Annotated in this window: 15 protein-coding genes and 1 tRNA gene; 8 read left to right on the top strand and 8 right to left on the bottom strand. The window is 58.8% G+C overall.

Annotated features, from left to right (window positions below; all coding sequences use genetic code 11):
* The first annotated feature begins 140 nt into the window (after nt 1-140).
* From LPA37_RS26290 to LPA37_RS26260, 7 genes are all read left to right on the top strand, one after another.
* The gene (locus LPA37_RS26290) at nt 141-803 is read left to right on the top strand and encodes a DUF2280 domain-containing protein (RefSeq protein WP_229014104.1); all 663 of its coding nucleotides are present in this window, start codon (nt 141-143) and stop codon (nt 801-803) included.
* Nucleotides 781-1,056 (top strand): hypothetical protein, encoded by a 276-nt coding sequence (locus tag LPA37_RS26285; RefSeq protein ID WP_229014103.1) that lies wholly within the window; start codon nt 781-783, stop codon nt 1,054-1,056. Before LPA37_RS26290 ends, LPA37_RS26285 begins: the two co-directional genes overlap by 23 nt.
* 381 nt (nt 1,057-1,437) lie before the next feature.
* Entirely contained in the window at nt 1,438-1,764 is a 327-nt protein-coding gene (locus LPA37_RS26280; protein WP_228982852.1) for a hypothetical protein, read from the top strand.
* Between the two features lie 58 nt (nt 1,765-1,822).
* Nucleotides 1,823-2,095, top strand: a complete 273-nt coding sequence (locus LPA37_RS26275; protein ID WP_229014102.1) for a hypothetical protein — start codon at nt 1,823-1,825, stop codon at nt 2,093-2,095.
* Between the two features lie 8 nt (nt 2,096-2,103).
* Nucleotides 2,104-2,352 carry a hypothetical protein gene (locus LPA37_RS26270; RefSeq protein WP_229014101.1) on the top strand — a complete coding sequence of 83 codons (249 nt, stop codon included), beginning with the start codon at nt 2,104-2,106 and terminating at the stop codon, nt 2,350-2,352.
* A 7-nt stretch (nt 2,353-2,359) separates the two neighbouring features.
* Nucleotides 2,360-2,926, top strand: coding sequence for a helix-turn-helix domain-containing protein (locus tag LPA37_RS26265; RefSeq protein ID WP_229014100.1), 567 nt, complete (start codon nt 2,360-2,362; stop codon nt 2,924-2,926).
* Between the two features lie 229 nt (nt 2,927-3,155).
* Nucleotides 3,156-3,761 carry a recombinase family protein gene (locus LPA37_RS26260; protein WP_229014099.1) on the top strand — a complete coding sequence of 202 codons (606 nt, stop codon included), beginning with the start codon at nt 3,156-3,158 and terminating at the stop codon, nt 3,759-3,761.
* A gap of 503 nt (nt 3,762-4,264) precedes the next feature.
* On the opposite strand, the gene LPA37_RS26255 is transcribed toward LPA37_RS26260, so the two are convergent.
* From LPA37_RS26255 to rph, 8 genes are all read right to left on the bottom strand, one after another.
* Nucleotides 4,265-5,653, bottom strand: a complete 1,389-nt coding sequence (locus tag LPA37_RS26255) for an AAA family ATPase (RefSeq protein WP_229014098.1) — start codon at nt 5,651-5,653, stop codon at nt 4,265-4,267.
* Between the two features lie 116 nt (nt 5,654-5,769).
* Complete coding sequence (locus tag LPA37_RS26250) at nt 5,770-6,246, bottom strand: helix-turn-helix transcriptional regulator (protein WP_229014097.1); 477 nt, start codon at nt 6,244-6,246, stop codon at nt 5,770-5,772.
* A gap of 269 nt (nt 6,247-6,515) precedes the next feature.
* A complete protein-coding gene (locus LPA37_RS26245; protein WP_229014096.1) occupies nt 6,516-6,773 on the bottom strand; it encodes a helix-turn-helix transcriptional regulator in 258 nt (85 codons plus the stop codon).
* Between the two features lie 117 nt (nt 6,774-6,890).
* Entirely contained in the window at nt 6,891-8,114 is a 1,224-nt protein-coding gene (locus LPA37_RS26240; protein WP_229014095.1) for a tyrosine-type recombinase/integrase, read from the bottom strand.
* Between the two features lie 164 nt (nt 8,115-8,278).
* Nucleotides 8,279-8,368 (bottom strand) — tRNA-Ser (locus LPA37_RS26235).
* Nucleotides 8,369-8,421: 53 nt separating this feature from the next.
* The gene (gene hemW, locus LPA37_RS26230; RefSeq protein ID WP_228983902.1) at nt 8,422-9,660 is read right to left on the bottom strand and encodes a radical SAM family heme chaperone HemW; all 1,239 of its coding nucleotides are present in this window, start codon (nt 9,658-9,660) and stop codon (nt 8,422-8,424) included.
* On the bottom strand, nt 9,657-10,298 hold the full coding sequence (gene rdgB, locus LPA37_RS26225) for an RdgB/HAM1 family non-canonical purine NTP pyrophosphatase (RefSeq protein ID WP_228983903.1): 642 nt from the start codon (nt 10,296-10,298) through the stop codon (nt 9,657-9,659). Before rdgB ends, hemW begins: the two co-directional genes overlap by 4 nt.
* Nucleotides 10,291-11,031 (bottom strand): ribonuclease PH, encoded by a 741-nt coding sequence (gene rph, locus LPA37_RS26220; protein ID WP_229014094.1) that lies wholly within the window; start codon nt 11,029-11,031, stop codon nt 10,291-10,293. The genes rdgB and rph overlap by 8 nt, the downstream gene beginning before the upstream one ends.
* A gap of 228 nt (nt 11,032-11,259) precedes the next feature.
* Here rph and LPA37_RS26215 point away from each other — a divergent pair.
* On the top strand, nt 11,260-11,925 hold a 666-nt coding region (locus LPA37_RS26215), incomplete at its 3' end, for a YicC/YloC family endoribonuclease (protein WP_324251905.1).

Here is an 11,925-nt window from a genome sequence, read left to right as displayed (position 1 = left end):
CATAGCAAACGCATAGACGACAAGCCCCGGGGAGGGAGATCATGAACGAAAGAACACCGGAAACAACGAAGTAAAGAAACACACCACCCACCCCACACTAACTCGACACTAGAGAGGGCACGTTCACACCCGTGCAAGCCATGAAAACTTTCCTGACCATGGAGCAGAAACGCTTCGTAGTGCGATGCTTGGCGAAATTCGATTCGCTGGGTCAGGTGGTGCGCGCCATGAAAGCGGAATTTGATATTGAGATCACACGGAACGGCATCCAAAGATACGATCCGACGACCGCACAGGGTAAGACGTTGAGCGCTGAATTGCGCGAGCTATTCGAGACCACGCGGAAGAATTTCATCGAAGAGATCGAAGTCCAGCCGCTTGCGCAACGTGCGACCCGTCTTAACGTTTTGACCCGTGCGTTAGAGAAGGCAGAGAATGCGGGCAACATCAAAAGCATCGTCAACGTGATAGAAGCAGCACGTCGTGAAGTCGCCACCTTTGAAATACTCGATGATGATCCGGATGCATTGAACGATGGGGTGGGGGCAGTCAAGGTGTCTGGCGTGCTGCAAATCGGCTGGGGTAGCAGTCCCCGTCAGATTGGTGAGCCGGTTTTTGCTGACGACCCCGTAGCTGGTGATCCGGAAGCAGCAGAGCAACCCCCAGCAACCCCCGCCCCGCAAAATGTAGCGGTGCATTCGGAGCCAGTGCAACCGCAGGGGCACGCAGTGCAATCAATTGCAGAGCCCATCGCACAGCTACAAACGCCGGAGGACGATCATGGCCAGGCAGGTAGTACGTAGACGCAAAGACCCTAACGGCAACGGTTCATGGATCAAAACCGATATTTTCGGCAGGGATTACTACTTCATTGCCAACACCCTGCCCGATGAGCCGTTAGGGGAATTAACCGAGGAAGAGCAGGAAGCGGCATGGCAACGTGCTGAGTCAGTGCGTAAAGTTTACACCGGTGTTGGCGAGTTTAAAGGGGCTAAAACGCCACTAAATGCCATACCCGCCAGCACGAATGCCGCAAATAAGCCTGATAACGGGTGATAAAGTTACAAAGTTATATTGAGATACGCCAAGCCATTGATAATAAAGCCCATTACTAAAACGTAAAATTTTACATAAGGGGTATTAACCACCTTTTGACGTTTTATGTGTCTGTAAGACTCGTTGTAAGCTGGAAAAATCTACAACGCAATCTGAACGAAGTCTAACGAAGTCCGAACGCAGTCCGAACGCAGTCAGCACGGGGTTTAGCAGCAGCACCCGCAGCACCCGCATCACCCGGAATTGACAAAAGGTCAACCTTCATCCGGAGCGGAATAGACATTTCGTCAATTTCACCCCCCGGATTAAAGCCAGTTTAAGAAGTGCCCGCAGAGAAGTTACAGCCACTTGAATTCACCTTCATAAATAGGAGTACATATCATGCCGAACGTCACCACCAACGCACCCTTCCCGCCGACAGGATCACAGATCGCCGTGGTGATTCCCAACGTGGTGGGCGGGGTGCTTCAGAATCCCGGCACCCTCACGGGCGTGGTCGTCTCCCAGCCCATCGCCGTGAAGACCGGCAGCGCGCCGATTGATATCTCGTTTTACGACAGCGTAGGCACCCCCGCCGCCAACGCCACACCCATTGCCACCATCAAGGCCGATCAGGGCTATCAGCCCGTACCCCTGAACGTGCAATTTACGACCGGTCTTTACGCGGTGCAGCGCTCGCAATCGTCGGTAGCCGTGTCATTCGAGTAAAAAAATGCCCGCCACGGTACTGAAATTCGAGCGACGCCACGCCCCAGCGAGTTTAGGAGTGCAATCAATTGCATTCAATGACCGCACGATGCTGGGCATCACCTCACCCCGCGTCATTCATGCTGGCCCGTGCCGATTGATATGGGTCAGCGTGATACAGGGCGGTTTTGCAGCATACGACACCAACACCCTGAACGTCGGGCCGGAGAACCTCATTTATCGAACTGGACCCGGCACCGCTGGCCCGATGGTCCGGATCGACTGGCCGTGTGCTATTGGCATCGCCGTGGTACCCGAGCCGGGTTCGATGGTCGCAGTCGTATTTATTTAGGAGGCCATATGAGAACGAAGCTAACGCCGGAACAGCATGCCGACGAACTGGAGCGATGGGCGATTGAATCCACGCAACCGCACCGCCCCGGCATGGCCTTTATCACCAGCAACGATGGGGAGCGGGTGGAAGCCACGTATCAAACCGATTTACGCAAAACCACTTGGAAAATTAACGGACGCTCTGCGACCAAAGAACAGGTGGTGAGGGCTATCGCGGATGCTGACAGACGCCCCGCACCCTCACGCATTTATTGAGGCGGGAATGGAAGCCCTACGAACATTCGTGCTGCGGGAAGTGAGCCTGTTCGATCATCGCCAATTCGAGGGCCAGCCGCGTGCGCACTGGGTGGAAGGCAGGGCGCAGACCTTGCCCCCGCCACCCGACCCTGCACCGGCTTCGCCGGTAGCACCACGACGACCGACTGGTCTTCCGCTGGCGCGGGAGGTCATTGCAGCGATTCAGGTGTCATTGGATGCTGGCGAATCGGTTGCGGAGACCGCCCGCACCCTGGGCCTCTCCATCACGACGGTGTACCGGCACGGACGAGAGAGGTATGCCGCGCCCAAAACATTGGCAGCGCCCAAAACATCACCACTACGTGGGGCAGAGTCCGCACCACGGATGCACGTACCTGAGTGGACCAGGAAATGGGCCGCGATGGAATTCGATGGCCCGACTGAAAAACCGGCACGCCGTCACACGACGCACTACACCAGGGCTCAGATGCGGGAATGCCTGACGCCGTATTACGTATCCGAGACCAGCACCATCAATCCCGTGCGCAGCAACGTAGTGCGCAAGCATCGGGCCTCTGAACTGTACAGATAGGCGATGCAGTCAGTTACATTGCGTTGCCCACCATCCCGGCTTTCGGCAATTGAGTTCAATGTACATCGATGCGGTTCGATAGGCCCATGTGCGCGATGGCGGAAGAGGGCGAAAACGACCGCTTTAGCCCATATCGATAAGAAAGCGCTCATTATGGGCTAAAAATAGGGTTTTGTATTTTAGCCCATGGGCTATACTCAATGATACGTATTAGCCCATGGAGGGGCATATGTCCCGAGTCTTCGCTTACTGCCGCGTATCGACCGCCGACCAGCATCCTGAGAACCAGGTGCGGGAGATAAAGGCCGCTGGCTTCGATATCAGCGCTCGCCGGGTCGTTACTGAACACATTAGCGGTTCCACCGCCGCCAGCGAGCGTCCACAGTTCGCGAAGCTCCTGGAAAGAATCGAAGAGGGTGACGTACTGGTCGTGGGCAAGCTCGACAGGCTGGGCAGATCAGCGATGGACGTGCGCTCCACGGTAGACAAGCTGGCTGCGATGGGTGTCCGCGTCCACTGCCTGGCCCTGGGCGGAGCCGATCTGACCTCACCCGCAGGACGTATGACGATGGGCGTACTGAATGCCGTGGCAGAGTTTGAGCGGGATTTGTTGATCGAACGCACGAACAGCGGACTGCAACGCGCCAGGGCAGAAGGCAGGAAGCTCGGCAGACCGTCCGCGCTCTCGGAAGCTCAGCAGACCGAAGTCGTACGGAAGCTCGACAGTGGCGCTACCCTTTATGCGCTGGCCCAGGAATACAGGGTAGACCGTCGTTCCATCCGTCGTGCGCGTGATAACGCCATTCGGGGCCAGCAGCCTTTGAAGTACCTCTGACGCATGCGTACAGGCTCGCCACGCCGTTGATAGGCTTCGTCGCTACCCATGCTGATGCCATCGCAGTACACGCCACCAGGGACGGCGGTAATCCGCGACCAGTACGACCAGCGCGGTTACCACCAGGTGGGCAACCATCAACACGACGAGCAGCAGGACAGAGAGCGGATCAGGGTTCACGGCAATACTCCATGCGAAGAACGTTAAAAAGCCCGGAAACCCTTGTGGAATAAGGCTTTTCAGGGACCAGCATGACCTTTTATCCCCCTTTCTGATAGCTCCTCAAGCGTTTGAGCAAATTCACTCCTCAAACACGTTGAGCAACTTTGAGCAACTTTGAGCAACGACACTTGTAAAATCCCGCAAACCCCCGTCCAGTAAGGCTTTCAGGGAGGAGGGAAATTGCTCAAACTCCGAAAAAACTTTGAGCTCCTCAATGCTCAGCTCAAACCCCCCCTTAGGGGTTGAGCAAATGAGTGGAGCAAATGTTGAGGAACAGGAATTCATGAGAACCACATCTCGTCTGAATCCTCTGGAATGGACCGGTTGAAATGCTTGGCGTAGTCCCGCTGTACGTTGTATTTCTTGACCGCGATTCCCTTTTTCTTGGCTTCCGCGAGCAATTTCCCCAGGGTAACCGGACCCTCAAGACTTAATTCACTGAACACCGGCTGTAGCACCTTGAGCGTGCCACTCATGTTTTTGAACACTGTGCCCGGTACTCCGTCAGAAGCGAGATGTTCGACCGTGCAGGTCGTGATGAACTTGCCATTGCTCTTCGTCGCCAGTGGATCGGTTTTCCGCAACCTGAACGGGTAACGGGCACCGTTTTCGCCTTCACGATGCTTGGTCTGCGTCGCGCAGTGAATGCGCTGGCCTTCAGGACCATCGGCAGTGACCTCGACTACCGCGTCAACATCGTTGTACCAGACGCCGGAACCGCGCCATGAGTCCTTTGTCTTCGTCGTGTGATGCACGAACACCACCAGGCACACCAGCCCGTCAGCGAGCGTTTTAAGGTTCCGCATGGCCGTCGCTGCGTCCCTTTGACTGCTGTCGTCACCTTCAAATGCCGCACTCATGGTGTCAATCACAACCATGGCGGGCTTCACATCGGGAATGGAGCGAATGGCTTCGATAATCGAGACGACAGAGCCCGGTTTGGACAGGTCCGGGGCCAAGTCTGCAACGTAGGGAGCCCGCCAGTCAGGATGCCCCCGCCTGATGCCCTCAATACGTTTTTTGATGCCCCGGCCCGCTTCCGCAGCGATGTAGAACACATCACCCTTCATTACATCGTTGTCGCGCCACTGCTGTCCATTGTGGACGTGAAAGGCCATATCGAGCGTCCAGAAGGTCTTGCCGCCGCCGCTTTCGCCATAAATCATGGCGATGCCACGACCGGGGAACACATCTTCGACAAGCTCCGGCGCATCCGCGAAGTCCGACGCGTAATCGTCGCCACCATAAAACTTGAACTTTCCGCCTTGTTCCTTATGGTCGAGCGATGCGCCCAATGCCTGGGCGTGGTCAAAATCAAATCGCATTACCGCCCAGCCAACGAGACTGTTTTTGTTTATCGCTGAAGGGTCAACCAGCTTGCCGTTTACGACTATCTTTGGAAAGTTGGTGAGACCCCGCAGCTTTTTCCACTCGTTAAGCTCAGAGGCCGGTAGTCCGGCAAGTCTCCCACTCCACCACAGACGCCCATACTCTTCAGGCTTGCAGCGGGCGTCAATCCATTCGAACGCTTCGCGCTCCGGGTTCAACCCATCATACAAAGACGGTTTCTTGAACTTCCAGGGGGCTTTTCCAGCGCCACTAATGCTGATTACTGCCGCAGCGGTCATGCTCCCCGAGCTATCCGCCATGGCATTGATTTCAACTCCCATATCTCACCTCTGACCTTGCAAAGGTGAGCCAGAAGAGTAAACTTGACTCACCTCGATGTACATTCAACAAGGCCCGGAACCCCGCGAACGCATCGCGACCCGGGCCATTTTTTTGTCTAGCCGTTATTCGATGTATCCGGATGGTTCGCGCAAGTGGTTGCGGGCGCAACGATTTCAGGTACCCAGGTTCCATCGATGTACGCCCGAATAGTCGAGGTACGCCACTTCGAACGCCGACCGATTTTCATATCAGGTGGCGGCAGTTTCCCGGCTGATATCCACGCTGTGATGGTCGTAGGAGAACCAATGCTCAGGATCGCCATGAGGTTCGATACGGTAAGCAGTCCATAGTCTTCTGTTATGTCGATAACCGGAACGCGGGGTTTGGCGTGCCCACTGCCATGACGGATTCGTTTAGGCTTCGCCGGGGCGGCAGGAGATGGGGTAACGGCGGCGGCAGCCGCAGCGGTTGAGGTGATGATCGTGACAGGCATGATTCGGGCATCCAATACGATGCGCGCAATAAGGCGCGACGTTACGGTCGTACCGGCTATCTCGAAGGGGAGGTTGCCGGAATCCTGTGCTGGCTCCATACACAATGTTCGAGCCAAGGATTCCGAAGGAAGCTATCGGTCCACATCGACCGCCACGCTGCACCCGGGGAGGGCGACAGCACTACATGACGGTCCCGCAAATCCTCGCAGCAGCGTCGAATGACGTGCTACGAAAGCAAGACTACAGCATGCGAAATTATTTTTCCACTGAATATGGATGACATTCGCCGTTATTGATTTGCAGTGTGCGGTAACACAACAACATTGTCGGAAGTCAACGCCATGAGCCGGTTTCTTTTTGAAAATAATCATTCAGCGCTCTCACCTTCCAGAAATTTCAGAATGGTGGAGTGCTTCCAGAAGGGCAATTTACCTTCATAAAAGTCCGGTTTCGGATACAACCCGTCTTTAATCCCCTTGTACAGCCACGTCTTTCCAATGCGGAGAACCGCTGTAACATCATCCGCCCGCAGACGACCGGGCAGGGTGAGATTAATGGCAGGGGGAGCGGTACGGAGACTTTCCCGCGTTACCTTTACGGCATCCGGGGAGATGTTGATAGCCATGGGCATACCTCGCGCAATGCGCGGTTCATGCCCTCCATGGCGGATTGATAGTAACTCGCTAAACCAGTTCGCTGGTGTTCGTGAGCGTTCTCATAATTCCATAGTAACTAAAAACCGTCAAACTGTTTTAATCGCCGTGTCCAGGTATTCGCTCCACCACGCCATCATCTTTTTGCGGTGCGGCAGATACAGTGCGCGGTTATAGGCCGCTGCAACCTGATTAGCGGGAACGTGCGCCAGTTGACGTTCAATCCAGTCCGGATCAAATAAATTCGATTCATTTAAAGCCGTGCTGGCGACTGCCCGGAAACCGTGGCCCGTCATTTTTCCGCGATATCCCAGCCGGTAAAGCGCGAAGAGCAGAGTGTTATTGGATATCGGCTTAGACGGATTGCGTCCCGGCAGCACCCATTTCGAGTCGCCAGCCAGAATCTTTAACTCATTCAATGCCCTGACAGCTTGCGGGGCCAGCGGCACCAGATGATCTTTACCGCTCTTCATGCGTGCCCCGGGTATCGACCATATCCCGCCATCGTCCGGGTTCTCCGGAAGGGTCATTTCTTCCCACGTTGCGCCGATCAGTTCGGACGTGCGGACGAACGTCAGCGCCAATAGCTGAAGGGCAAGCCGGGTCTGCTTGTCGCCATTGGTGGGCGCTTGATCGTACTGACTGATATCGCGCAGAAGCTGCGGAAGCGCCTTTTCCTTTACCGCCGGTTGATGGCTCTTCACATGAGGCGTCAGTGCCCCACGCAGGTCCGCTGTATGGTCACGTTCGCCCCTGCCCGTGGCGATGCCATAGCGCAGCACCTGACCCACCACACCCATGACACGATGCGCCAGATCGGTAGCGCCACGGTTCTCAATCTTCCGGATGGCGGCGAGTACTTCAGGGGGCGTCAGATCGGCAATGGGGCGGGCACCCAGCGTAGGGTAGATGTTGCGTTCGAGACGCCGCTTCACGTCCACCGCGTGCGACTCTGCCCACGTCCCCACCTGTTTGCCGTACCACTCTCTGGCGACGGCTTCGAACGTGTTCGCGGACGACAGCACAGCGGCAGCTTTGGCCGCTTTCCGTTCAGACCCGGGGTCTAGTCCCTGTTGTAGCTGGTCGTGAATTTCAGCACGCCGCTTGCGGGCGTCCGCCAGGGTAACTTTGGGGGACACCCCAAGAGAGAGACTTTTCTCTTTTCCGGTAATCCAGTAGCGAATTCGCCAATACTTGGACCCGTCCGCATACACCCAAAGATAGAGGCCATCGCCATCCTTCAGCTTGCGGATTGCCTTGCCTTGAGAGTGGGCGTTCTTTACTTCGAGTGGGGATAGAAGGTTGGTAGCCATGGCGTGGTAACTCCCTGAAGAGACTTCAGGTTACCACGATAGTTACCACGGTTTACCCATGGATTCTGGTGAACTAGCACGAACTCAAGTGAACACGAAAATCCCGGAGAGCCTTGTGTTTATTGGGTTTGACGGGTTTGGAGGGCTTGTGCGGCGGGAGGTACTGGCGGAGGCGGTGAGATTCGAACTCACGGAAGGATTGCTCCTTCGCCGGTTTTCAAGACCGGTGCCTTAAACCGCTCGGCCACACCTCCAGGACGCGAATTGTAACCCGAAACCGGCTCGCGACGACCACCCGCGCTGGCGATCAGCGCCCGTCCTTCAGAAACAGCGCCTGCAGATCATTGAGGAAGTTCTGCCCGCGCGCGGTCGGCGCAATCTTCTCGTGATCGCGCACGATGAGGCCGCGTTTCTCGGCTTCCTGCAATGCCGGTTCGATCGATGTCATCGAAAGCCCGGTGCGTTCGACGAACCGGTACACCGGAAAACCTTCGACCAGACGCAGCGCGTTCAGCATGAATTCGAACGGCAGATCGCGCGGACCGACTTCGCTTTCTTCCTGCACTGGCGCGCCGGCTTTCGCCTGCTCGATGAACGTAGCCGGATGCTTGTAGCGCGCCTGACGCAGAACCCGGTTCGGGAACGACAGCTTCGTGTGCGCGCCCGCGCCGATGCCGAGATAGTCGCCGAAGCGCCAGTAGTTCAGGTTGTGTTTGCTCTGCCGATGCGGCTTCGCATACGCCGACACTTCATAGCGCTCGTAACCCGCGGCCGCCGTGCGCTCGTGTATCCAGTCCTGCATGTCGGCCGATTGATCGTCATCGGGCAGCGGCGGCGGAAACTTCGCGAACAGCGTGTTCGGCTCGAGCGTCAGGTGGTACAGCGACAGATGCGGCGGCGCGAAGGACAGCGCGGTTTCGATGTCCGCCTGGCATTCGGCGAGCGTCTGCCGCGGCAGCGCGAACATCAGGTCGAGATTGAAATTGTCGAACGTGGTGGCGGCGACTTCCACCGCGCGGCGCGCCTGCGTCGAATCGTGAATCCGGCCGAGCGCCTTCAGATGCGCTTCGTTGAAACTCTGGATGCCGACCGACAGACGGTTCACGCCGCTCGTGCGAAATTGCGCGAATTTCGCGGCTTCGAACGTGCCGGGGTTCGCTTCGAGCGTGATCTCGGCGTCCGCGTCGAGCGGCAGCAGCGCGCGCACGTCCGACAGCAGCCGGTCGAGCCCGGCCGCCGACAGCAGGCTCGGCGTGCCGCCGCCGATGAACACCGTATGCACCTGGCGTCCCCAGACAAGCGGCAGCGCCAGTTCGAGGTCGGTGCGCAACGCGTCGAGGTACTCGTTCTCGGGGAACGTGTCGCCTTTCCACTCGTGCGAGTTGAAATCGCAATACGGACACTTGCGCACGCACCACGGGAAATGCACGTACAGCGCGAGCGGCGGCAACGACGTCAGACGGATACCGCCCGGTGCCGTGAACGCCTTGATGACGCTGACACCGATTTCACCGATGCCGCCGCCTGGACTGGACGCCGCGCTCATGCCGCCTCCGACAGACGCGCCAGCAGATGCCGCAACGCAATCGCGCGATGGCTCGTCGCGTTTTTGACCGCTGGCGCGAGTTCCGCCGCAGTCGCGCCCAGCGTCGGTAAAAAGAAGTACGGGTCGTAACCGAAGCCGTTCGCGCCACGCGGCGCGTCGAGCACTTCGCCATGCCAGCGGCCTTCGGCGATGAGCGGCTCCGGGTCGTCGGCGTGACGCACGAGCGCGAGCACGCAGTAGTAGTACGCGCGACGGTCGCTTTCGGCCGCAAGCTGTTCGACGAGATACGCGTTGTTCGCCGCATCGCTTTTCTCGCCGCCCGCGCGTTGCGCGTAGCGCGCCGAATACACGCCCGGGGCGCCGCGCAACGCGACGACGCACAGACCGGAATCGTCGGCGAGCGCGGGCAGGCCGGTGATTTTCGCTGCGTGCCGGGCCTTCGTGAGCGCGTTTTCGACGAACGTCGGATGCGGTTCTTCGGCTTCCGGCACGTTCAGGCGGCCTTGCGGAATCACTTCGATGCCGACGGTTTCGAACAGCGCGGCGAATTCGCGCAGCTTGCCCGCATTGTTCGACGCAAGCACGACCTGCTTCAGCGATGAAGCGATCGTGTCGACGCCTGTTTCCCGATCATTCACCCTTCAACTCCAGCGCTTCTTTCTGCTTCGCGATCAGCGTTTCGATGCCGCTTTGCGCGAGATCGAGCAGCGCGTTCATTTCATCGCGCGAAAAGGGCACGCCTTCGGCGGTGCCCTGGATCTCGACGAAGCCGCCGTTGCCCGTCATCACGACGTTCATGTCGGTGTCGCATTGCGAATCTTCGTCGTAGTCGAGGTCGAGCACTGGCAGGCCGTCGAATACGCCGACGGAAATCGCCGCGACGTAATCTGCGATCGGCGACGTTTCGATGCGGCCCGTGGCGAGCAGCTTCGCGACGGCGTCGTGCGCGGCGACGAACGCGCCCGTGATGCTCGCCGTGCGCGTACCGCCGTCGGCCTGGATCACGTCGCAATCGATGTGCAGCGTGCGGGCGCCGAGCTTCTCCAGGTCGAACACCGAGCGCAGCGCGCGGCCGATCAGACGCTGGATTTCCTGGGTGCGGCCCGTCTGCTTGCCGCGGGCGGCTTCACGGTCGCTGCGCGTGTGCGTCGCGCGCGGCAGCATGCCGTATTCGGCGGTGAGCCAGCCCTGGCCGCGGTCGCGCAGGAAGCCCGGCACGCTTTCGGCGATGCTCGCCGTGCAGATCACCTTGGTGTCGCCGAATTCGACCAGCACGGAGCCTTCCGCATGCTTCGTGTAATGACGCGTGATGCGCACGTCGCGCAGCTGGCCGGCGGGGCGACCGCTGGGACGTTTCGTGGAGTTTGTCATGGTCGGGAGCCGGGGAAAGGAATAGAGGAGGGCAAACCGGGATTTTACCGCCGATCGGTACGGCGGGCCCGGGCGCACCGGTGGCGCATGGACGAAGCGTCGGCGCCAAAGATGGGATAATGCGCATTCCTCGCCCCGCGTCTCGTACACGCCGGGCGGCTCAAATCCTCAGGCCAGTGTGCTCCGGCGTCCGCATCGGCACGCTGGCCGCCCATCGCGAGACGAATGATGATCTACAGCATGACTGGCTATGCGAGCGCCACGCGCGAACTCGCAGCGGCTTCAGGTACAGGCGGCGTGAGCGTCTCGGTCGAGTTGCGCACCGTGAATTCGCGCTTTCTCGATCTCAACTTTCGCATGCCGGAAGACGTGCGCGTCTGCGAACCGACGTTGCGCGAAATGCTGATGAACAAGCTCTCGCGCGGCAAGGTCGATATCCGCATCAACCTGCAGCGCAGCGAACAGTCGGCGAATGCGGGTTCGGTGAGCCGCGAGGCGCTCGGCCAGCTCGCGTTGCTCGAACGCGCGGTGCTCGGCGTGTTCCCCGAAGCCGGGCGTCTGCGCACCGGCGAAATCCTGCGCTGGCCAGGCGTGCTCGCCGAAAGCGGCGTGGCGCCGGAAACGCTGCGCGACGCGGTGCTCGCATGCGGCAAGCAGGCCATCGCCGACCTGATCGACGTGCGTGCCCGCGAAGGCGCGCAACTCGCGACGATGCTCATCGCGAACGTCACGGAAATGGAAGCGATCGTCACGAAGATCACGCCGCTCGTGCCGGAGCTGATCACGAAGCACCAGCAGAAGATCGTCGAGCGTCTGCAGGAAGCGCTCGGCGGGGGGGGGGGGGCCCCGCCCCGCCCCCCCCCCGCCCCCCCCCCCGCCGCACACCGCGAAAAC

Source organism: Paraburkholderia gardini (assembly GCF_907164545.1).
In the GTDB taxonomy this organism is placed as follows: Bacteria; Pseudomonadota; Gammaproteobacteria; order Burkholderiales; family Burkholderiaceae; genus Paraburkholderia; species Paraburkholderia gardini.
This window is presented reverse-complemented; position numbering and strand designations above follow the sequence as displayed.

Excerpts from the sequence above, each read along its gene's own strand:
- LPA37_RS26265 (WP_229014100.1), top strand. The coding sequence starts at position 2,360 with ATGGAAGCCCTACGAACATTCGTGCTGCGGGAAGTGAGCCTGTTCGAT.
- LPA37_RS26270 (WP_229014101.1), top strand. The coding sequence starts at position 2,104 with ATGAGAACGAAGCTAACGCCGGAACAGCATGCCGACGAACTGGAGCGA.
- LPA37_RS26280 (WP_228982852.1), top strand. The coding sequence starts at position 1,438 with ATGCCGAACGTCACCACCAACGCACCCTTCCCGCCGACAGGATCACAG.
- LPA37_RS26290 (WP_229014104.1), top strand. The coding sequence starts at position 141 with ATGAAAACTTTCCTGACCATGGAGCAGAAACGCTTCGTAGTGCGATGC.
- LPA37_RS26250 (WP_229014097.1), bottom strand. The coding sequence starts at position 6,246 with ATGGAGCCAGCACAGGATTCCGGCAACCTCCCCTTCGAGATAGCCGGT.
- LPA37_RS26255 (WP_229014098.1), bottom strand. The coding sequence starts at position 5,653 with ATGGGAGTTGAAATCAATGCCATGGCGGATAGCTCGGGGAGCATGACC.
- LPA37_RS26285 (WP_229014103.1), top strand. The coding sequence starts at position 781 with ATGGCCAGGCAGGTAGTACGTAGACGCAAAGACCCTAACGGCAACGGT.
- LPA37_RS26240 (WP_229014095.1), bottom strand. The coding sequence starts at position 8,114 with ATGGCTACCAACCTTCTATCCCCACTCGAAGTAAAGAACGCCCACTCT.
- hemW (WP_228983902.1), bottom strand. The coding sequence starts at position 9,660 with ATGAGCGCGGCGTCCAGTCCAGGCGGCGGCATCGGTGAAATCGGTGTC.
- rph (WP_229014094.1), bottom strand. The coding sequence starts at position 11,031 with ATGACAAACTCCACGAAACGTCCCAGCGGTCGCCCCGCCGGCCAGCTG.
- LPA37_RS26260 (WP_229014099.1), top strand. The coding sequence starts at position 3,156 with ATGTCCCGAGTCTTCGCTTACTGCCGCGTATCGACCGCCGACCAGCAT.
- LPA37_RS26245 (WP_229014096.1), bottom strand. The coding sequence starts at position 6,773 with ATGGCTATCAACATCTCCCCGGATGCCGTAAAGGTAACGCGGGAAAGT.